General features: G+C 32.6%; 21 protein-coding genes and 3 pseudogenes. 1 reads left to right on the top strand and 23 read right to left on the bottom strand.

What is annotated here, in order from left to right; translation table 11 throughout:
- Window positions 1-34: 34 nt before the first annotated feature.
- On the bottom strand, window positions 35-460 hold the full coding sequence (gene ytfJ / locus DN389_RS27935) for a GerW family sporulation protein (RefSeq protein ID WP_060488563.1): 426 nt from the start codon (window positions 458-460) through the stop codon (window positions 35-37).
- Between the two features lie 131 nt (window positions 461-591).
- Between ytfJ and DN389_RS27940 the strand changes: the two genes are divergently transcribed.
- Window positions 592-1,377, top strand: coding sequence for a GNAT family N-acetyltransferase (locus tag DN389_RS27940; RefSeq protein ID WP_149237840.1), 786 nt, complete (start codon window positions 592-594; stop codon window positions 1,375-1,377).
- A gap of 283 nt (window positions 1,378-1,660) precedes the next feature.
- Here the strand turns inward: DN389_RS27940 and DN389_RS27945 are convergent, their stop codons facing one another.
- The 22 genes and pseudogenes from DN389_RS27945 to DN389_RS28050 all read right to left on the bottom strand — a co-directional run.
- The gene (locus DN389_RS27945) at window positions 1,661-2,434 is read right to left on the bottom strand and encodes a DUF3952 domain-containing protein (RefSeq protein ID WP_000628353.1); all 774 of its coding nucleotides are present in this window, start codon (window positions 2,432-2,434) and stop codon (window positions 1,661-1,663) included.
- Window positions 2,435-2,610: 176 nt separating this feature from the next.
- The gene (locus DN389_RS27950) at window positions 2,611-3,387 is read right to left on the bottom strand and encodes a hypothetical protein (RefSeq protein WP_149237841.1); all 777 of its coding nucleotides are present in this window, start codon (window positions 3,385-3,387) and stop codon (window positions 2,611-2,613) included.
- A 188-nt stretch (window positions 3,388-3,575) separates the two neighbouring features.
- On the bottom strand, window positions 3,576-4,352 hold the full coding sequence (locus tag DN389_RS27955) for a hypothetical protein (RefSeq protein WP_149237842.1): 777 nt from the start codon (window positions 4,350-4,352) through the stop codon (window positions 3,576-3,578).
- 62 nt (window positions 4,353-4,414) lie between these two features.
- A complete protein-coding gene (locus DN389_RS27960; RefSeq protein ID WP_106074811.1) occupies window positions 4,415-5,176 on the bottom strand; it encodes a hypothetical protein in 762 nt (253 codons plus the stop codon).
- A gap of 62 nt (window positions 5,177-5,238) precedes the next feature.
- Window positions 5,239-6,009: pseudogene (locus tag DN389_RS27965) on the bottom strand (hypothetical protein).
- Window positions 6,010-6,100: 91 nt separating this feature from the next.
- Window positions 6,101-6,378, bottom strand: a pseudogene (locus DN389_RS27970) (hypothetical protein).
- Window positions 6,379-6,472: 94 nt separating this feature from the next.
- Window positions 6,473-7,270, bottom strand: a complete 798-nt coding sequence (locus DN389_RS27975) for a hypothetical protein (protein WP_149237844.1) — start codon at window positions 7,268-7,270, stop codon at window positions 6,473-6,475.
- A 92-nt stretch (window positions 7,271-7,362) separates the two neighbouring features.
- Window positions 7,363-8,115: pseudogene (locus tag DN389_RS29025) on the bottom strand (hypothetical protein).
- A gap of 450 nt (window positions 8,116-8,565) precedes the next feature.
- Entirely contained in the window at window positions 8,566-9,204 is a 639-nt protein-coding gene (locus DN389_RS27985; protein ID WP_000473574.1) for a hypothetical protein, read from the bottom strand.
- Between the two features lie 12 nt (window positions 9,205-9,216).
- Window positions 9,217-9,477, bottom strand: a complete 261-nt coding sequence (locus DN389_RS27990) for a hypothetical protein (protein ID WP_103652743.1) — start codon at window positions 9,475-9,477, stop codon at window positions 9,217-9,219.
- A gap of 467 nt (window positions 9,478-9,944) precedes the next feature.
- Window positions 9,945-10,190, bottom strand: coding sequence for a hypothetical protein (locus DN389_RS29030; RefSeq protein WP_149237845.1), 246 nt, complete (start codon window positions 10,188-10,190; stop codon window positions 9,945-9,947).
- A 281-nt stretch (window positions 10,191-10,471) separates the two neighbouring features.
- Window positions 10,472-10,918, bottom strand: coding sequence for a DUF5085 family protein (locus DN389_RS28000; RefSeq protein WP_000582716.1), 447 nt, complete (start codon window positions 10,916-10,918; stop codon window positions 10,472-10,474).
- On the bottom strand, window positions 10,915-11,376 hold the full coding sequence (locus DN389_RS28005; protein WP_149237846.1) for a DUF5085 family protein: 462 nt from the start codon (window positions 11,374-11,376) through the stop codon (window positions 10,915-10,917). Before DN389_RS28005 ends, DN389_RS28000 begins: the two co-directional genes overlap by 4 nt.
- Before the next feature lie 135 nt (window positions 11,377-11,511).
- Entirely contained in the window at window positions 11,512-12,285 is a 774-nt protein-coding gene (locus DN389_RS28010) for a hypothetical protein (protein WP_149237849.1), read from the bottom strand.
- Window positions 12,286-12,314: 29 nt separating this feature from the next.
- Window positions 12,315-13,841 carry a T7SS effector LXG polymorphic toxin gene (locus DN389_RS28015; protein WP_149237847.1) on the bottom strand — a complete coding sequence of 509 codons (1,527 nt, stop codon included), beginning with the start codon at window positions 13,839-13,841 and terminating at the stop codon, window positions 12,315-12,317.
- A 20-nt stretch (window positions 13,842-13,861) separates the two neighbouring features.
- On the bottom strand, window positions 13,862-14,158 hold the full coding sequence (locus tag DN389_RS28020; protein WP_000503886.1) for a TIGR04197 family type VII secretion effector: 297 nt from the start codon (window positions 14,156-14,158) through the stop codon (window positions 13,862-13,864).
- Window positions 14,159-14,161: 3 nt separating this feature from the next.
- Window positions 14,162-14,584 carry a YwqH-like family protein gene (locus tag DN389_RS28025; RefSeq protein ID WP_016108254.1) on the bottom strand — a complete coding sequence of 141 codons (423 nt, stop codon included), beginning with the start codon at window positions 14,582-14,584 and terminating at the stop codon, window positions 14,162-14,164.
- Window positions 14,585-14,597: 13 nt separating this feature from the next.
- A complete protein-coding gene (essC, locus tag DN389_RS28030; RefSeq protein WP_149237848.1) occupies window positions 14,598-19,109 on the bottom strand; it encodes a type VII secretion protein EssC in 4,512 nt (1,503 codons plus the stop codon).
- Window positions 19,110-19,148: 39 nt separating this feature from the next.
- The gene (essB, locus tag DN389_RS28035) at window positions 19,149-20,348 is read right to left on the bottom strand and encodes a type VII secretion protein EssB (protein WP_098149671.1); all 1,200 of its coding nucleotides are present in this window, start codon (window positions 20,346-20,348) and stop codon (window positions 19,149-19,151) included.
- A 73-nt stretch (window positions 20,349-20,421) separates the two neighbouring features.
- Window positions 20,422-20,673 (bottom strand): EsaB/YukD family protein, encoded by a 252-nt coding sequence (locus tag DN389_RS28040; protein ID WP_001007571.1) that lies wholly within the window; start codon window positions 20,671-20,673, stop codon window positions 20,422-20,424.
- A gap of 4 nt (window positions 20,674-20,677) precedes the next feature.
- Complete coding sequence (gene essA / locus DN389_RS28045) at window positions 20,678-21,181, bottom strand: type VII secretion protein EssA (protein ID WP_098190171.1); 504 nt, start codon at window positions 21,179-21,181, stop codon at window positions 20,678-20,680.
- A partial coding sequence (locus DN389_RS28050; protein ID WP_472926204.1) for an MFS transporter occupies window positions 21,153-22,683 on the bottom strand: 1,531 nt, incomplete at its 5' end. The genes essA and DN389_RS28050, both read right to left, overlap by 29 nt.

Below are 22,683 nucleotides of genomic sequence, written 5' to 3' on the forward strand. Positions count from 1 at the left end.
CGTTTTCGGGGTTCACTTCAGTGAGCAGGTGTTTTTAAAGGATTTCATCTGGGTTTTGAGGATGATGATTTTCCTCTTTCTTTTCATCTTTTTGGAACATCGATTGAATTTTATCAATTGTTTGTGGAGCTAATTCAATCATTTTTTCTGCTAAATGTGTCGCATTTTGTAGATGCAGAATATTTACTCCATCTTTATTCACTACAAGAAATGCTACTGGTGTAATAGAAACACCACCCGCGCTACCGCCACCAAATGCAGGGTTACCGTTTGCTCTTTGTCCATCATTCGTTTGGAAATCAGAACCTCCTGCTCCAAAACCGAACGCTACTTTAGAAACCGTTAACACCACACCACCGTCAGCCGTTTGAACAGGCTCTCCAACAATCGTATTTACATCAACCATTTCTTTTAAATTTTCCATTGCTGCTTTCATTAACCCTTGAATTGGATGATCCACCGTTCATAACCTCCTTTGTCATATCTTTCCTAGTTTTTCCGAAAGTTTGTGAACTAAACATAAAATTTTATATTGATTTCAAAAAACTTAAGTTGTAATATTTAGAAAAATAAAAAAGAGGTCGATTCTTTATGATGAGAAAATTAACAAAGAAAGATCATGAACAAGTATTCGCTTACCTAAAAGAAGAGGCAGCCCTTAACTTGTTTATTATTGGGGATATTGAGGCTTTCGGTTATGATACAGATTTCCAAGAACTATGGGGAGTATTTAAAGAGGATGGAACATTAAAATCAATTTTACTCCGCTTCCACGATTCATTTATCCCATATAGTAAAGAAGAATTTGCCGCCTCTGACTATGAGGCACTTCTTTCAGCGTATAAGCCGCTTAAACTATCTGGCAAGTCAACTATCGTAGAAAAATTTGAAACTTCTCCTGCTATTCAACTAGGTGCCAAAAGTGATATGTATTTTTGTGAATGTCTAAATGGCAACAGCTTACCTGACACGCCTATTCATGAAACGATTAAGCTTGCATCAATAGATGATGTAGATCGAATTATGCAATTAAGAAGTAGCATCGATGAATTCCCGACTGCTAATGAATCAGAGAAAATATTAAGACAAGCTCTCGAAACAAATACGGGACGTACTTATTATATTGAAAAAGACGGCGTAATCATCGCATCCGCCTCTACTTCCGCTGAAAATTCATTATCCGCTATGGTAGTTGGCGTATGTACACACCCGAATTATCGCGGAAATGGCTACGCTTCACTCATATTACAAAAAATGATTCAAGACTTTACGAAAGAAGGCCGAACACTTTGCTTATTTTATAACAATCCAGCTGCTGGACGAATTTATAAACGTCTAGGGTTTAATGACATCGGGATGTGGACGATGTACCGATAATAAGAGGTACTCTATAAGAGGAAATAGTTGTAACTTAGCAATAAAAGCCGATTACACAAAAACTTCACACCGTTATTATGAAGATTGAAAAACTACTTGCGGAGCAATACTCTAACTAAAACATGTTATGTATTCAAGCTAAATTTAGATAGATAAACGCCCCAATTGTTGCATCTACTCCAGCAATTGGGGCGTTTATCCTCAAATTCTTTCCACTATATTTATGAAACATTTATTCCACTTATGTCGCTATTATCATTACGTGCAAATGCTCTTCTTAATATTACTGCTTCTTATTATACTGTGCTTTAAAATCAATATATTCCTGTCTCGCGTCTTTGTTATTATCCTGTTTCCTATTAAAATAAGTTATAATTTGGAACATATTTTCTACTAATTTTCCATCCTCATTCTTTTTCTTATAATCTATATCAATACTTAATTGTAATATCTGTTTTGGATTTTTTGCAGAGTCAAAACTAAGTGAAATTGTTGATCCATCATATTCATCATAGTTAATTTTTAACTTATCATTAATAATACTTTGGAATTCGGATTCAGTTAGTCGATATCCCACTGAATTAGGCTGATCAAACTTTTTTATATCATCCCCGGGCTTCATCTTTAGTTTCCCTATCCCTTTTAAACGATCTACAATTAAGTTCACGTATGAACCATCTAGATTTGAATCCGGACTTTGCACCTTTTCATTTTTATACATAATATTTGTACTATAATTAACTTCTTCTTTATAATTTTTATCATCTACTTCCGAGGTAATTTCTTGTGTTGTATTCCCATATAAACTTTTATCTTTTATATTATATACACCTGTCGAAGTTTGGTAGATTGTTTTACTATGCTCTCCATCTTCTTTTTGTTCATATGTACTATATATACCTCTTTGTTCCACAAAAGCATACCCATCATCACTCGCAGACATAACCTTTTTCATGTCACCTTCATCCAATGCCTTAATAAATGGCTCATACTCTACCTTTTCTTCAAAAAAACTACATGCTTGTAGTAGGCTGATTGTTATTATGATAGTAATCATTTTAGAAACCTTTTTTGTGTTCATTTCATCATCACACTACACTCTCTACATTTTCGATCAGATTATCTTCTAATCACTTTAATCACCTTACATAATTAAATTTTCTTTTAAAAGTTAAAATACTCTCCTGTAAATAATTACTTTTCTATCATCAAAACTTACAATACACACTTTCTTTATGCCTTACGTTTCGATTTACCTTTTTTATTTTTCTTTTGATATCTTGGAGTTTCTCTTTTATGTTGCTCCCACGTTTTATTAAATGACGGAAATTTAAACCTGCAATATGCTAATAGCTGAAATTCAGCTGCTCCGATGGCTATCGTATACATTAAAAAGGTCCCTACTACATACATAAATAAATCATCAAACCCATAATTATTATGAAAATATATCAAAATAAGAATAGTTACTGCGTATAGTGTAGCCCACTTCATCATCTTTCCTTTTGTTTCACTAAAGAAAGAAGCAGACCTTTCATCCATACTAAACGCACCTTTACTCGCTTGTTTAAATGTATCAATTGTTGTCAAAACATGAAAAATTACTGCTCCTAAAAGTAATAAACCCACATACATTATTGTAATCCAGTCAATTGAATTATTAGCCATTTTAGTAACAGTCAAAGCAATAGGAGCTATTGTTGCCAATTGGAATGAACATAATAATACGACAAGGGTTTGCAGTTTTTGAAATTTAAATTGAGCTATCGGAAATGAATAAATAACGAAAAGAATTATTTGTATAATATATAAAAATACTTCTAACTTAACAATTCCTATATTAAAGAGAAGCATGCAGTAATCCCACCCAGCTGATAAAACAATAGAAAAAATTGTTATTGAACTAAATAGTATTCCTCCAAACATAAACCCTGTAGCACCTTGAGGGTCTAAACGATATTCACATGTCATCCTAAACTTATCTAAATCTGCTTCTTTTATATTCCACATCCTGGCTCTTCACCTTCTATACAGTTTAAATAATTTTCATTCACTTCAATTCTATTTCACTCTTATTTACTTTTCGATTGGGATTTTGTATTTCGCTTTCAAAATCTCCCACGCATTCTCTCACTCTCTCATTCTCTTCCCACGTTATATTAAATGGCGAACATTTAAATTTATTCTGCCATTTCCCTTTATGTCTTACGTTTCGATTTACTTTTTTTATTTTTCTTTTGATATCTTGGAGTTTCTCTTTTATGTTGCTCCCACGTTTTATTAAATGACGGAAATTTAAATCTGCAATACGCTAATAGCTGAAATTCAGCTGTACCTATGGCTATCGTATACATTAAAAAGGTCCCTACTACATACATACCTAAAGTATCGAATCCATAATCGTTATGAAAATATAGCAAAATAAGAATAGTTACTGCGTATAATGTAGCCCACTTCATCATCTTTCCTTTTGCTTTACTAAAAAAGGAAGCGGATCTTTCATCCATACTAAATGCACCTTCACTTGCCTGTTTAAACGTATCAATTGTTGTCAAAATATGAAAAATTACTGCTCCTAAAAATAATAATCCTGCATACAGTAATGTAATCTGATCAATTGAATTATTAGCCATTTTAGTACCAATCAAAACTACGAGTAATATTATTGCCATTTGAAATGCATTTAATAATACAACAATTGTTTGTAGCTTTTGAAATTTAAATTGAGCTTTTGGAAATAAATATAGAATGAAAAAAATTACTTGCAGAGCATATAACAACACTTCCAGCTTAACAATTCCTATATTAAGGAGAACCATACAGTAATCCCAATCACCTGATACAATAATAGAAAAAACGGCTATTGAACTATAAAGTATTCCTCCAAACATCAAGCCTGTAGCACCCTCAGGACTTAAACGATCATTACATGTCATCCTAAACTTATCTAAATCTTCTTCTTTTATATTCCACATCCTGGCTCTTCACCTTCTATATGTTTCAATTATTTTGCGCGCACTAAAATTCTATTAATATATTATTTATTTTTCGTTTTGAATTTCTTATTTCGCTTTCGAATTCTCCCACGCATTCTCTCATTCTCTTCCCACGTCATATGAAATGACTTGAATTTGAATCTACAGTACGCCAATAGTTGGAATTCTGCCGCTCCAATTGCAACCGCATACATTAATACAGTTCCCACTCCATACATAACAAAAAAATCAATTGAATAATCATTTTGAAAATACATCAAAATAAGTAGTATGAATATATATATTATAGCCCCCTTTATCATAGCTCCTTTTGTCTTACTAAAAAACGAGGTGGATCTTTCATCACAACTAAATGCACCTTCACTTGCTTGTTTAAATGTATCTAGCGTTGCTACAATATGGATAATAACTGCTCCTACAACTAGTAGCCCGGTATACATCCTACCAATTGAATTGTCAGCCATTTCAGAAACAATTGAAACTACAAATAATATCGTTCCAAGTTGAAACGCATATAGTAATACGATTAGCGTTTGTAACTTTTGAAATTTAAAACATGCTTTCGGAAATAGATATATAATTAAAAATATAATTTGAATACTAAATAACACAATTTCAGTTTTAACAATTGTTCTATCAAAAAAATTGTTGTAGTAATTCAAATCACCTACAAAAATAATAAACATAAATATTGAAATGTAAAATATTGTTCCAAGCATAAAACCCGTAGCACCCTCAGGACTTAAACGCCCTTTACATGTCATCCTAAACTTATCTAAATCTTCTTCTTTTATATCCCACATCCTGACTCTTCACCCTCTATAAAGTTTAAATAATCCTCATACACTTAAATTCTATTTCACTCTTACTTACTTTTCGTTTTGGATTTTGTATTTCGCTTTCGAATTCTCCCACGCATTCTCTCATTCTCTTCCCATGACATATGAAATGACTTGAATTTAAATCTACAATACATTAATAGCTGAAATTCAGCTGCGCCGACAGCAACTGTATACATTAATACAGTACCCACTACATAAAGAACTAAAACATCAATTCCATAACCATTATGAATATATATCAAAATAAGCAGGATTAGCGCATATATTGTAGCCTACTTCATCACATTGCCTTTTGTTTTACTGAAAAATGAGGTGGATCTTTTATCCTTACTGAACGCACCTTCACTCGCTTGTTTAAACGTATCGATAGTTGTCACAATGTGAACAATGGCTGCTCCTAGGAATAACATACCTACATATATTAATGTAATTCTGTCAATTGAATCCTCCGAAATTCCAGGAAGAATCAACGCTGTGAATGTTATAGTACCTAATTGAAATGCATATAATAAAATTACAAAAGTTTGTAGTTTTTGTAATTTAAAACACACTTTTGGAAATGAATATAGAATTAAAAACATTATTTGTAAGCTATATAACACAATTTCAATTTTAACAATTGTTTTGTCAAAGAAAGTAGTATAATACTCCAAGCCCCCCATAAAAATAAAAAACATAAATACTGAAGTATAAACTACCCCTCCAATAAAGAAAACTACAGCACCTTCAGGACTTAAACGATTTTTACATGTCATCCTAAATTCATCTAAATCTTCTTCTTTTATTTTCCACATATAATTACACCATCTTTTCTAAAATCATGTAATAACTCTATATTTGTAAACAAACTAGGAGTAAATAAATGTTTTGGTATTTCATATTAAACTAGCCTTTTTTACTTTTTCTAATAAACATAAAATATAACAATAACATCGATATTAACCCTGTCCCACCGCCCAACACCCCTCCATATTCTTCTAGATATATGCAAGAAATATACTACCAATAAAAAATATTATTCCGAAGATAACAATCCACTTCCCCAGAAACTCTACTACTTTATATAGAATTAAAAAAATAAACATAATCCCCACAATAATAGGTGCTATTACACTTTCAAATAAACCTTTTTCTTTTTTTACAGCTTTAGAATCTTTATTCAAGATATTACATTCCTCCCTTTACTAGTTAATTTATGAATAATGTATTCATTCTATCTTCAATGTAAGTTTACGAGTATCATTTATAACTTTCATTTCAGTTTTTGTTTCGCTTTTGTTCTTTCTCTCTTATTCTTTTTCTATTTGCTATAAATTCTTGGCGTTCCTTTTCATGTTGTTCCCACGTAATATTAAATGATGGAAATTTAAAGCGACAATACACCAATAGGACGAATTCTGCTGATACTACAGCGAATATATATAATATTATTGTTTGTGTCACATAAATTGCCATTTCATCAAATGTATAATTAAGGTTTAAAAAAATTAATACAAGTAGAACTATTACACTGATTGTTATTCCAATCAAAAAATATAATTTCGTGTCAGTAAAAAACGAGACAGCCGGTCCTTCTAATTTATATCCTCCATGCTTTGCTTTTCTAAAAACATCGATCGTTACTACAATGTGAGTACAAAGCGCCCCTAACATTATTAAACCAATATAAACTAACGTTTTATTATTACTTGGAAAATCAAACATTCCTTCAACCATCATAACGATAAATGGTAATGTTGCTAATTGAAAAGAATAAAATAAAGTCACGATGGCTTGGAGTTTCTGTAATTTAAAAGCAACCTTTGAAGACATGAAAATTATTAAAAAAATCAACTCCAAAATGTATAACTTTACCTCAGATCGTACCAAAAATGTTTCAAATGGTGTTAAAGAAATCTTATCACCGTTCAGCAAAACACCTAAAAACATGATGAACATTGGTATAGAAGTATATGCAAAAACTCCCCCATAAAAAATTCTTATATAATCCGGACTTAATCGATTTCTATTTTCAATTTCAAAAAGACCCATATCTTCTTCTCTTATATTCCACATTCAGCCTTTTCACCTTCTATACAGTTTAAATAATTCTCATACACTTAAATTCTATTTCACTCTTATTTATTTTTCGTTTTGGATTTTGTATTTTACTTTCGAATTCTCCCACACATTCTTTCATTCTCTTCCCACGTAATATTAAATGATTTAAATTTGAATCTACAGTACACCAATAGCTGGAATTCTGCTGCACCAACGGCTACTGTGTACAGTAAAACAGTACCTATTACATATCCAATAAAGGTATCAATCGCATAATCATTATGAAAATAAATCAAAATAAGTAGGATTAATGCGTATATTGAAGTTACTTTCATCATAGTTCCTTTTGTTTTACTAAAAAAGGAAGAGGATCTTTCATTCATACTAAATGCACCTTCACTTGCCTGTTTAAACGTATCAATCGTCGTCACAATATGAACAATCACTGCTCCTAAAAATTAGAAACCTACATATACTAATGTAATTCCGTCTATTGTATAATCAGACATTCCAGGAAGAATTAAAGCCGTGAATAATATCGTACCTAATTGAAATGCATATAATAACACGACAATCGTTTGTAACTTTTGAAATTTGAATCTAGCTTTTGGAAATGAATATAGAATTAAAAAAATTATTTGCAAGCTATATAGCACAAGTTCCATTCTAACGATTGTTTTCTCAAAGAAAGTAGTATAATAGTCCCAACTAAAGGTTACTAAAGTACCAATAAGAAAAAACATCATAACTGAAACATATACTATGGTTCCTATCATAAAACCTAAAGCAGCCTCAGGGCTTAAACGGCTGCTACATGTTACTCGAAATCCATCTAAATCTTCTTCTTTTATATTCCACATTCAGTTTTTCACCTTCTATACAGTTTAAATAATTTTCATTCACTAAATTCCCATTACATTCGTAACTTTTTTAAGTATCTTCATCTTTTGTATAACTAAATTTAGATAATCTTGTATGTATATCATCACTACATTAATTGCCGTACATAATCCGAATGCTTTTGATAGTACAAATAGCCTTCTTTCTCCTCAAAAGCTCTAAATATTCTTCTCTCTTTCACTTAAGCATATCCCTCATACTCTATTTTTGTTTCTCTGAAATTGCACTCACTTAGTAAAAACGTTACAGTTATCACAATTGTATCTTCAGAAAGTTGATAACCTCCCATTGACAATATGCTAGGAGGTTATTACAGTTATTTAAAATTTGTTTTTTATTTTAATGGATTCGATTTTTGCAAATAATAATGTTATTTAATTTGAGAGAAGCGAATACTAAAAACATACTGCTTAATAACTCGTAATTAAGTCTTCACCCTCATATCTAGGGTCTTTCTCAACTTTACCATCTTTTGTTTTGATGACTTTTAGTCTACCTAACCACTCTGCTCCGTTATATGTCTCTTCACTTACCCATACATTATGCTTTTTACCATCTACCTCAACTACTAGTGTGGGGTGTGTAAATATAAATTCCTCCTCTACGTGCCTACCTACAATTTCTGCATTTAACGATGTACCTTCTTCAACTAGTTTACTATTTTGATACCCTTCGATAATAGGTAATCCAATAAATACAAAGAATATGAGTCCAAATACGATTACTTTCTTCTTTGTACTCCATTTATTCTTTTCTTTCAATTCCTTCTGTCTCGCTTCTCTTTCTTCGCGTTCATCCAAACTCTCATTTAAAGCATCTTCCCATGCCTTAATTTCCGCTTCGATTTCTGCTTCAGCTCTTGCTAGTTTTTCTAATTGTTCATCGGTTGCTACCATCTCATATGACTTATCTCCAACCAAACGAATTTCAGCACCATTTTCTTTTACTTTTCGCAAGTCTTTTTCTGTACAATTAAACTCTCGAATGATTTCCCCTTGTGTGTTTACCAGTCTAACGTAAATGCTTTTTTTCTCCTTCTTCTTAAACATCTGAACTCCCCCTTATTTGTTTCCTATCATAGATAACCCTATTGCAATTAAGATAAAGAAAACGATAATAAGGAAAGTCTTCCCTTTGCTTACTTGTGTTGTAGAACCTTCCAAGACAGCCCCTATAAAAATTTGGAAAAGAAGAATACCTAGGAGAATATCAACCAACTTGTTGCTACTCTTCTTTAGTGGTTTTTCTTCTACTATCGGTTTTATCTGAACTGCTTCTTTTCTTATTTGTTTCGGTTTCTTTTTCTTGCGTCTATGATTCACTCAACTTACTCCGCCACATTTTAAACTTAGCTGCAAATTGATCTTCAATTCTTCAAAACAAATCAGCTCCCTTAGAATGATTTATTATTATGAAAAGACTTTTCATAATTCACATAATCTTGCTTCGCTTTCCTCTTTAACTTCATACTGTCACCAGTTACTCTAGGCATTTTTAGTTTCATTACGTTCCCTTATTGTTCCTATCATAAATCCTAAAGCATCCTCAGGACTCCAACGATGTTTACATATCATCTGGAATTTATCTGAATATTCTTTTATATTCCGCATTCAAGTGCCCCACCTTTAACCACATTCACTTAAATCATGTAGATTAAAAATAAAAACCTTCTCATTTTAACAAAAAGAGAAGGTTTTCTTACTGTTATACATTCATGCCATATTCAAAACTTTCCCTCTTGAAATAACGTATTATAGTTAATCTTTTTAATTTTATTTTCACTATTAATTTAGGCATTTTTACTTTTCTTAAAAAACACCACATATGCAAATAATGACGAGATTAAGAGAAATACACCTGCCCCTATACCCTCATATATTTTAAAATAAACAGCAGCAATTATCACAAATATGGACATTATTATTATTAGAATCATTGTATATTTCATTATAAATTCTAACACTTTATAGATAGATACTATTGTCCTTTCAAAAAAACTTTTCTCTGCTTCCGAAACATTCCGATCTTTATTCAAAATAACACCTTCCCCTCTTTACAAATTGACTTTCGAATAAATTTTCCCTTTCAAAATAAGAACAGAGCGAACTGCAGAACGTAACTACTCCCCATACAGATTGACCCAACTGAAAAATCTCATGTCGAACTATTCAATCAATTGCATATAGATTTTAGAATAAAAAAACCTCCTCATTCTAACAAGAAGAGAAGGTTTTATTTATGTCATTTCCCCAAATCCTATTCAAAACTATCTCTTTTATGATATTTCCATATTTTAAAAGTCACAAGCTTAAAATATTATTCTTCATTAAATACAGCAATCTTCACTTCAACATACTGTAAAGACTCATCACCGCTAAACACATGATAAATTGGCGAGGCTAAATTCAGATTATTATCCTCCATATACAGAAGCATTTCACCATATACCTGCTCTGTTAATTTTTCATAATCTCCCGTATATCGTTTCATGAGCATCTCATCAACATAATAATAGCTCCTAAATTGAAGTGTTTCTGATGCTGGAATTTTATCTTCATTTACTGGCATGAATAATTCAACGTACATATTTTCATCAGATGGTATATTTTTCAAAGCATAAAACATCGGACCTTTTACTGTTAAATTCGCTGTTGCAATTTCTGACATAAAATGTTCAATTGCTTCTTCCATATCTTCGTAATGAAAATAGTACTCTTTCGAAACTACATTTGTATATGCAATACTTTGTCCTTCTATTATCATTTTATTGTTTCACCTACTTCTATAATAGGAGCATAAATATCTAGCCACATGTCACCGTATACATCTAAACATACGTGATAAAAACCGTTTTCTAATTTAATATGATGCTGTTCTGCAAACTCATGTATTAAATTATAAGCCTCTTCAATATCACCATCTTCATCAGTAAATCGAACACTTAATGCCTCTTCAATAATTAATCCATCAATATACTCATATGCAGAATTCTCTCCTAATTTAACACGTTCATTTACTGGAACAGAATATGTATATTCGCCGTACTCTGGTTCATTTTCCAATGGCTGATATTTAAAAAGAACGGGACCTACAGCATATATTCCATTATGAACAACTTGATTTCTCAGTGCGATAGCAGGTAATAACCAATCTTCTTTTTTTACAATTTGAGTAATACTAATTAAATTTAACAGTGATAATGCTTTATATTGAATTTTCATAATACCTACTCCTTTTACTATTCTTTCTCTCGGCTATATATTTTTTGTTTCTTCAAATGTCACTTCCGCTCTTTTTCATGTTCCTTCCACATTTTATTAAATAGTGAACATTTAAACCTACTATACTCATTTTCTTTACGCCTTACGTTTCGATTTACCTTTTTTATTTTTCTTTTGATATCTTGGAGTTTCTCTTTTATGTTGCTCCCATGATATGTTAAATGAAGGGAACTTAAATCTACAATACATTAATAGTTGAAATTCAGCTGCACCGACAGCAATTGTATACATTAATACAGTACCCACTATATAAAGGACTAAAACATCGAACGCATAATTAGTATGAAAATAAATCAAAACAAGAAGGGTTAGTGCATATAGTGTAGCCCACTTCATCACATTCCCCTTTGTTTTACTAAAAAATGAGGTGGATCTTTCATCCTTACTGAACGCACCTTCACTCGCTTGTTTAAACGTATCGATAGTTGTCACAATGTGAACAATGACTGCTCCTAGGAATAACATACCTACATATATTAATGTAATTCTGTCAATTGAATCCTCCGAAATTCCAGGAAGAATCAACGCTGTGAATGTTATAGTACCTAATTGAAATGCATATAATAATATTACAAAAGTTTGTAGTTTTTGTAATTTAAAACACAATTTTGGAAATGAATATAGAATTAAAAACATTATTTGTAAGCTATATAACACAATTTCAATTTTAACAATTGTTTTGTCAAAGAAAGTATTATAATACTCCAAGCCCCCCATAAAAATAAAAAACATAAATACTGAAGTATAAACTATCCCTCCAATAAAGAAAACCATAGCACCTTCAGGGCTTAAACGACTGCTACATGTTGCTCGAAATCCATCTAAATCTTCTTCTTTTATATCCCACATCATCTATCTGCACCTTTCGTGTAGTCTGATTACCAAAATATAGATTTAAGTTTCTCCCCTATTTTAAATTTTTCTTCTATCTTTTCAGTTACATTTTTTACTCCTTTTTTAGCAAGATCAATCGCACTGTCCCCGCCGAATTTTTTCCATTTTATATTTGCTACGGCTGTAATACCTACCGCAACACCAGCCCCAACCACAGTACCAAGCGGCGGAAGGAAAAACGATCCTGCTACAGCACCAGCTGCCATCGCTCCAGCATTTGCTCCAATATCTACAGCTGAATCTGTTGCTATATCTACTACATCTTTTAACTGCCAACCATCTTTTCTATCATCTACACCTTGCTTAGCGTCTACAACATTACCTCCAACTGACACAACCGCTCCAAAAATACCTGCTCCTTTCAATATCCCCCCTGCTTTACCCAGGCCTTTAAACGATTCTTTCCATTTCATAGGGTTAATATCCTTTAAGCCGTCTGCCCAAGCGGCTTTAAATGAACTCAGTCCTTTTTTCCCAATCGCGGTAGGCAATCCTTTGTTCTCCCGATCCATCCGAAAATCTGCGTAATTTTGAAACTCTGGTAATTTATAAATATTTCTGCGTGCCTTTTTTATTTGTTCCTTTGTTGTTTTCAAACCCTCGAATTTAAATTCTAATTTATCCTTTAAATATTTGAATAAAACGTCATCTTTATTATCCATTTTAAGTATTCTTTCTGCTAAAACCATATCTTCTTTCTTAGAAGTCGATAATGTATATGCCCCTTTACCTTTTCGGCCTTTAGGATCAAAAAGGACTTCCAAACCCAATTTCTTTGTAACATAATGCATACGTATGTAGGCATTTAAAGTAGCCTTAGCTCCCTTGTTCCCAATATCAAACTTAGTCATGCCATCTGCCAATCCCTTAATGATATTTCCAATTGATGTGTCAGCTAATAACTTCCCTATTGAAGCGATAGACAAATTCCCATTATTCACTTTTATTTGTTTCATTCCCTCATCTATCTTACGCATTAATTCATCAAACTCTTGCAGGTCACTTTGCTTACTATTATAAGTCTCTAATTTTTCTAATGTATCACTGATTTCTTTTTGGCTTTTTACAGCGCCTTCAGTGATGCTTGATGATGATGGATATTGAATTGCGACGATGTCACTAATCGTACCTACTGTTTTTTTCGCCTCTTCATTAGAGTGGCTAAATCCCTCACTATATCCATTAACTTTTTTCTTTACATCATCCAAATAACTTCCATGAATTTTTGCATCTGCATCACTGTCAACCTCACTGTTAAACTCCTCTATTGCTTTTTGAAATTGACTTTTTAACATTTCCGTTGTAACTGTAAATCCAGTGATAACAGCTCCATGAACTGTAGATAAATGATTCTTAATAGTATCAGCAGCTTTCCCTTGAAAAGAGTTAATTTGTGTAAAGTCCTCTATTTTTTGCTGCAATGTTTCCAAATGTTGATTTAACTCTTCAGCACTTGAATTAAACCGCTCTTGCAGTTCTTTTACTTCTTGTAACTCTATGATTTTGCTCATATTTTCCCCCTCCTATCCCTTTACATAGCACGGTGAGCTGAACTGTCTTTCAAATCTTTTCCAAGCTTTTCATCTTGCTGAACCATTTCTTGTCCTGTTTGCTGAATTCTACTAATATCCTTTTGTAGTATTTGTTCATATTGCTGCACTTTTTTCGATAACTTTTCAATCGCTTCACAATATTTTTTCAGTTTACTTAAATTCGTACGATGTAACTGCATACCATTAAATTTAGTCTTACCTAAATCACTAGCACCACTTTTCAAATCACTTACTTTCGCATCAAATACCCCTTTATTTAATTTAATTTCCCCCATTTATCATTTCCCCGCCTTCTGTACTTCTACTTGAATACTAGCGTCAACCATTGAAACACTTCTACTTAGAGAAAGAATACTAGACTCACATGTAGCGATTTCTCTTTCAAGCCGCCGTATAGCTTGATCGATGTCTTCTTGCACTCTCCCTAGTTCTCCAATAAATCTCCCTAAATTAGAAATGACTTGTTGTTCATACGTTTCTTTAAAAGTAGTTGCTCTTTGCCCCTTCCAACTACTCTCGTTTATTTCTAAAGACTTAAATTGCTCTTGATTTTGTTTAATTGCTTCAAGATTATTTACAAATTTCCCTTTAGCAGTTATTAGCCTTCGTAGTTTCATTTGTAATTCAGCCAATTGCCCTTGTTGATGACTTATACTACTTAATAAACCAGATTTTTGACTATTTAATTCCTCTATCCCCATGCAAATCCCCCCCTTAAATAGTTGGCACTTTAATTCTAGTAGCAAAACGATTTTCAACAAAATACCCTTCAAATGGATTTAATTTTGTACTACTTAAATCTTTATTAGATACATCGAAGACCATTTGGCCTGATGATTTTCTAAGTAAAATAACATGAGATTGCGTTTTTATTGTTTTTGAAACTAAGTCGTATCGACTGTCAATTGAATCAACATCACAGCCAATTACGAAGTGGATGCCCATAAATGCACCATTTGTTATTAATTCCGCTAAACTATATATATCGCTATCTTCTAAATTACTTAAAATATCATTTATATCTGCGATTACGATTACAATCGGCTTAAATTTCTTAATAAATTCAGCTGGGGTCACTGGTTCACTTGATGCTTCCTGCTCCTCTTTAAACGCCGCTTCTCTTGATTTATAAGCATTGGTAACTTGTTTAATTGTTTTCTCAATTCCTGTTTTTTCAGCTACATATAAAGCAGCACTCTCTCTATAGTTTGAGAAATTGCGTGTTCTTGTATCAATTAAACCTAGGTCAAAGTGTCCACTGTCAGCTAACTGTTGAAGGAATTGATGAACTACATTTTCAACTTCATCTTTCTTGATTCCCCCTACAACAATATTAGACGCTTCCGTTAAATCTAATTCGAGAGGCATAACGTTTTCTGTCTCTACACCAAATGTTAGTTTGCCTGCTTCAATAATTTTTCTTGTTTCTGGCCATGCAATAAATTCTTTGTATTCCAGAACTTCAGGTACCATAGGAATTGCTTTCGGTCTTTCTCCATCCCAGAAGGAATCCATCTCTTTTCCTTCAGTTTGTATATTTTCAATTCGTGTAAGGACATCTTCTCCATCTGTCGGTAAAGCTGTTTGGAAGATTGTTGGTTCGTCAATTTTAACTAAACCACGTCCTGCTAATTCTTCAATTTTTAACTCTGTTCTTCCTACAATCGCTCTAGATTCTGCCTCATCTATCATATATAGAGCAATTTGTAGTTTAATATTTGTATTTACTTGTACTCTCAATGCATTTTGACGTGTAGCTGTAAGCATTAAATGAATTCCTACCGCTGCCCCTTCACGTACAATTTGTGCAATAATGCGTTCAAAGTCTTCGACAAATCCAGCTTCTCTAACAGAATCATAGTTATCTAACGTAATTAATATTGTTGGTAATACTTCTTTACTAGCTCTCTCATACATTTCAAGACTTGCAACGCCATATTTACTTAGCAATTGCTTTCTCTCTTTTAATAGGTCTTCTATGCGACGAAGAAATTTCTCGCATTTTTCAACTTGGTCTAATGTAATGATGTCTGCCACATGCGGTAAAGATTTTAATGGCATTAAGCCATTTGTTCCGAAGTCTAATAAATACACATGCAAATGCTCCGGACTATGCTGACGAGCTACATCCATAATGACTGATTGTAAGAATGTTGATTTTCCGTAGCCTGGGCTTGAGAAGACCGCTACGTGTCCGTCTTTACTAATATCTAGTGTTAATGGTGTTTGTGATTGTAATTCAGGCTGATCTAGTAGACCAACTGTTGCTTTTAATGGTTTCTTTTCTTTCGTCCATGCTTCTTTGAACTGAATAACATGTAAGTCTTGTAAATATACGCTTTCTGGAAGTGGTGGTAACCACGGTCTAGCTAACGCTTCAATTTCATTTATTTCTGCGTAATCGTGAATGTAGTCAATAACAGCATCCAGTTCAGATGGTACGCTTATTACTTCTTTACTGCTACCAAGTCCACTTAAGTCTTCACTTAATATTTCATATTGTCCTAGATCATTTATTGCATAGATTGTTGCGTCTAAATGTTCTTTATCCTCTTTGTTTTCTACATAGTCTGCTCCGCTCCAAGCTGATTGGAATAGTTCATAAATTTCATTATTCCCAACTTGTAAGTACGCACGTCCTGGTAATGTAATTTCAGCAGCATCTGGTGTTTTTAAAATTTCATTACTATCTGACGTATTTTGAACTTTTAATGCTAGTTTGAATTTCGAGTTACTCCAAATTTGATCATCTACAACACCACTCGGTTTTTGCGTAGCTAATATTAAATGGATTCCGAGTGAACGACCGATACGCGCTGTTGAAACTAACTCTTTCATAAATTCTGGTTGTTCTGACTTCAGTTCCGCGAATTCATCACTAATTAAAAATAGATGTGGCATCGGTTCACTTACTAAGCCTTCTTTATACAGTTTTTGATACTGATTAATATGGTTTACATCATTTTCCCCAAATAATCGTTGTCTTTTTTGTAGTTCAGCTTTAATTGATGCGAGCGCTCTCATACTTTGTGCTCCATCTAAGTTCGTAATTGTTCCTAATAAATGCGGTAAGTTTTTGAATAAATTCGCCATACCGCCGCCTTTATAGTCAATTAGTAGAAAGGCTACTTCGTAAGGATGGAAATTGACTGCTAGAGATAAAATATACGATTGTATAATTTCCGACTTACCTGAACCTGTTGTACCTGCTATTAACCCGTGTGGTCCGTGTGCTTTTTCGTGTAAGTTTAAGTTTACGATATCTTCTTTACCACGTAATCCAAGTGGTACAGCTAAAGATTTATGCGCTGCATTTTTCTCCCAGCGACTTGTGATATTCAGTTCTTTTACTTTCTCAACACCGTACATTTCTAAAAATGTTACACTTTCTGGGATACTATTTTTTAAGTTTTGTAAATGATTTAACGGTGCTAATGCTCGTGAAATGTCTTCTAAATTGAACCCTTTCGGTACGTGATTGAGTTTAAATTGACGGTTAACAAGTTCTCCTTGCTCTAAGATGATGTTCCCTTGCTTTGCATCTCTTATATCAATTACCGTTTTCACGTGCTCCGGTAAACTTTGCATAACATCTTGTACAAATACAAGCGATACACCTAATTGACTCGGATCATCATTAAAGAATTCCATAACAACATGGTCTAGTATTAGTTTTTCATCTGTAATGAGAACGACATAGTGCGGTGCAAAGTACATTTTTTCATTAGTTGAACTTTTTTCATCTAGTTTTAATTTTCGTTCTTTCAATATTTGATACAAACTATTTAACACTTGATCACGGCTACGATCATGGTACACAAATCCACGTACATTTATATCGCGAACACTTCCATGTGGTAACCAGCGCATCCAATCCCATTTTTCTTTTTCTTCTTCAGGAAAAATAGTAATAAACTGCAAGTCATAATAACTATGGAATAACGCGGTTTGTACAACTAATAATTGTAATTGTTCTAACACTAAAGAGCGTTGTCCAATATAGCCAACCGGTCCATTTATCAAATCTGTTACAACAGGTACATCTTCCAATGATAGATAACGCTGTCTTAGTTCACGTGCTATATCAATTAATTCATCTTTTGTTTGACTAAATTCTTCTTCATTAAATTGGATTTCAAAACTCGTATTAGCTTGTCCTGTCCCAACGCTAAATGTTAAGAAATCATGATGTAGCATTGTTTTTTCATATATACGTGGATTTACTTGCACAGCCATATTACGTATAACTTCAACATTTGGATTATGATATTGTAATGCATGACGCTGCTTTTCACTTTCTGCATGTAAATCTTTCGTTTTTTGTTTTATATACTCTCTATAGCTTTTATCACGTTCGACAATGTCGACTTTATATTGCTTCAAATTTTTAATATACGATGTGACAGAAACAATGATTGTTACTAATGTCATCGCAATCGATGCGATAATAAACATTCCATATTTCATGAAAATAGCAAGTAATACGGTTACGACAATCATGACAAGTGAAGGTGCAATGATTCTTGCTAAATGCTCCGTTGGTTTTGACGGCATACTAGAAGGCTTTGCAATTGTCATTTTCTCTTCTGGTTCACGGTAAATAATACGTGGTGAACGATGATAGTCTGGATAACCACTTTGATAATTCGTTTCTGATTCTACTAAAATAGGTAACGCAGATTTCATTTTATCTTCTGAAGAAAGTACTTGAATGTCTTCACTACCAATCTCCAATAAAATACCATCAAAATATAATACGTCTCCTGATTCCAACATAACGCTATCTTTTAACTTCGTATAATTATGAAATACATCCCCGCCATACACGTTCACTCTAAAAGAATCGTACAACGTTTCGCGAGATAGCATTAAATCTACACTAGTCCCAGTAATAGAAATATCATCGTAATCGTTTTGACTCACTGTAAGAGAATGTTTCGTTCCGATATCAAACACTTTATTTGTGCCAACAATAGATATAAAGATTTTCAAGCTCACATCTCTTGTTTTCCCAATCTCAATTTCCTTATTGAATTCTATTAATTGATCTTGTACCATCCAAGCATTTACTTCATTATTCCACTTTAACTCTATTTCTTGTTCTAAACTTGGATTCGTAATATCATTTGTCCACTCTTTTCCAATCGACACTATTGATTGCTCATTTGGATGTAATGTGCACTTATATATTTTGTCTCCATAAGTCAATACTAATAGTTGCTCCATCCGTGTTCACTGCTCCTTTTCAACTGTCTCATCAAGTGCTTACTCTTTTTTCTCTGTGTCCGACAAATTTTTATCGCTTGATGAATTGCCATATTTCTTTTTATATTCATCTAATTGTTGCTCATATGTTTTTAACTTTTGATCACGTTCTTCTCCTGATAAATCCGGATTATTTTTCAGTGATTCAATTTGTTTAACAAGGCCGTACATAATAAGCTGAGGATCATCAAGTGTCTTAGCTAAATCTAATGATTTATCAAAATTACCTTTTCCGTTATACATCCAATACAGCAAATACTTTTCATCACTTTTCAAACTAATGTTTTTCATAATCGATTTCTTTTGAGCTTCACCTAGTTTTTCAGCTGTAATGTATGCAAATGCTAACTCATATTTAGATGCAATCGGTAATGATTCAAACTCCTCTTCATTCAATTGCGTAATGACTTTGTCATAATCAGTTGCTATGAAACTCGCATTTGCTTCTAATAATTTATTTTGATAAGGAAATTTTATAAAAGTGAAATATATTAAAGGAGCAGCTAAAATAACTGTCGCCGCTATGAAGGAAAAAGCTAAGTATTTAAACGATTTATAGCTTTTTTTAGGTACTAACTGCATATTTTTTTCTGTTTTTGTTTGTTCCTTCTCAAAGCTGTCATCAAGAAACTGCAGTAATGCATCTAAGCTTTCCATTTGAGCAACGGTCTGTTCAAATGTTGTTTCTTTTGCATCTTTTAGTAACCCAGCATACAAATCATCAAAGTTATGTTTTTGGGAGAATAAAGCAATAATTAGACACTTATATTGCGTTAAAAATTGCTCTTCTAACAACGGGGTTGGTGGAACAATATCTCGAATTCCTCTATGTATAATGCTTGGTATTAAATTCGCATTAAAAACTATATTGTCTGGATGTAAAAAGAACGTGATTCGTTTATTTAAATATTTACGAAACTGCGCAACATTCCGAAGTAGTCTTAATTTCTCATTTCTTCCAAAACGGCTAAGATCGTCCCACTTATATAATTTTTTATCTACTTGATATAGAAACGTAAACATATCATCCGTTTCTTCTATTGTTAATGGTACAAATTCAGATGATACGCCCGTAATTATATCGAATTGACGGAAGTCTTTTATACGTGTTTGAGATTTGGTCATCTCCAATTTCCAATTTTCTTTTTCTATTTGAAATTGATAGTTCATTGCATCAATTTTAATTATTTTTTCCGTCATGTTTATCCTCTTCTCCTTTTCTTTATAACCCGTAATAACTTATTTTCAAATAACTAAAAGTAAAAAATATTCTTTATAAAACTTGCAAAATATCTCCATCTGTTATTTGGTGATCAATTAAACGATCATTATCTGTTAAAACAATTGACTTATTTTTCACTTTAATTACAAAATGTGAACCTTCATGATTATCAATCTTTAGCGTATCTAATAAGTTTTTCAATAAATATTTAATAGATTGATGATTCGGAATACGCAAATCATATGTATTTCCATTCCATTTACTAAAATCTACTGTCACATTGATATGTGTTTGTATTGCCATCACTTTACCTCCAACTTTTACGAAGAACCGTATAAATACCGATGCAAATAAGTAGAATGCCGCCGCCAAATAATAATATTATTGTTATACTAATTGGCTCTTCATTCATTGTTTCATTACTCGTTACTTCATCTGCACTTTTTCTGACAATGTATTCACTGCTAAACAAACTATTTTTCGTATCTTTAACACTATTATTCTCTTTTTGTTTTATAAAAAGAGAATCTCGCAAAGCTTCCATATCTTTTTGTTCTTTCTTTTTCTTTTTCTCAATTTCTTCTTCTATATCTTTGTTAAATAACTCAATTGATGCTTTATCTAATTCTGTTTCCTTATGTTCCTTTTTATTTTTTTCTTGGTCGCTTTCTTCAAGTCGATCCACTTTAAACTTAATCTTCCCATCATCACCAAGATAACTGTCAGCCGCGCTCCTTATCGGTAGCGCGACAAACAGTAAAAGGATAGAGAGAAATGATAACTTAGCCACTATGCTCCATTGTTTGATCATTTACTTCTTTTTCCTCCCATTTCTTGTGCCATACAAATAGATTACTAACCAATCCAATAATGGCAATTACAAACAATACGATAAAAATAACTTTTCCTGTATCTTTACCGCTAATAAAATCATTTAGAAAACCCTCTATATATTGAAGCGGTGAAAATTGACGCAATTTGCCTACAGAAGACATTTGGTCTACTTTACTTCCAACTGCTTCAGTTAAAAATAGATACATACTTAAAAATACTAATAAGATAAACATTCCTACCATTTTTATTTGTCGTAGTAAGTATGTTGAAACTAATACGAACGCCATCATAATGATTGTGATAAACGCAATCCATAGTAAACTTTGATCCTGACCGAATTTTAAAAGACGGCCTGAGATGACTCCTATACTGATTCCTTCCACAATCGATATTCCAAATGCTACTACTGTAGTTGGTACATTCATATCAATTAAAGAGAATCTCTCTTCAAAATGATCTGATTGTGTTCGTTTCTTTTCTTGATTCGCAATTGCATATGCCGTAAATAACGCAACAATGAAACAAGTTAATACGATTAAGTATGGTGTAAAAGCATTACCAGCTACAATTACCCCATCATTTTGTTTCTGAACTGGACTAGATAAAAACTCATATAGCATCTCATTTTGACGATCTCCAATACGACTATTCGCCAAAATCTTCGTAAAGTTTTTCGAGAATGCTTTATCATCTTCCATTTTCTTCGTAAAATCATTTAATAAGGAATCTGCTTTCGAAACAATTGTCGTTCCGCTGTCTTGAATTTCTTTTGCTTGTCCATTAATTTGGTCAAATGTTTTATACACATCATCTGATGTCGCTAAACTATGCTTTGAACTCTCTACTAATGACTGAGTTTGCATCGTTAAAGATTTAATACCAGAGTCTAACGATAATACAGCTGTTTGCTCACCTGCATTATTAGTCGTTAATACTTGTTGTTCTTCAGCTAACTTTAAGCTACTCTCACGCCATTTCGCTAAACCTTTTACATACTCTCCTAAATTTTGATTCATACTAGTTGCTTGCTGCATCGTTTCATTTAATTTCTCCGCTAGTAGCATTGAATTTTGATCTGCACTAGTAATGAGCTGTTGGTAAGAGTCTATTTTTTGTTTTAAACCTGTCATATCTTGCTTTACTTCACTAGTAATACTAGCTGAAACAAGATTTGAAATTAAGTCAATTAAGCTTTGTTTATTTAATACGTAATACAAAGATTGTTCAGTTGCAATTGCATCTAAACTTCCCTCTTCTAGCTTAGGACCTACATCTTTCGTTCTTAAATCAATCCCATAATACATTTCGTAAAGGCTCATTAAACCTTGATAACTTTCAACTGTATCTACTGCTTCTTTTATTAATACATTAGATATATTTTTTGTTAATACTTCTGTTTTTTGATGTACAACTTGATTCGTTGTACTTTCAATAACTTTACCGTTATCTGTTCCTGTTTCGCCTCCTGGATTTCCTCCG

The sequence above is a fragment of the Bacillus sp. AY3-1 genome (assembly GCF_008368785.1).
Taxonomy (GTDB): Bacteria; Bacillota; Bacilli; order Bacillales; family Bacillaceae_G; genus Bacillus_A; species Bacillus_A wiedmannii.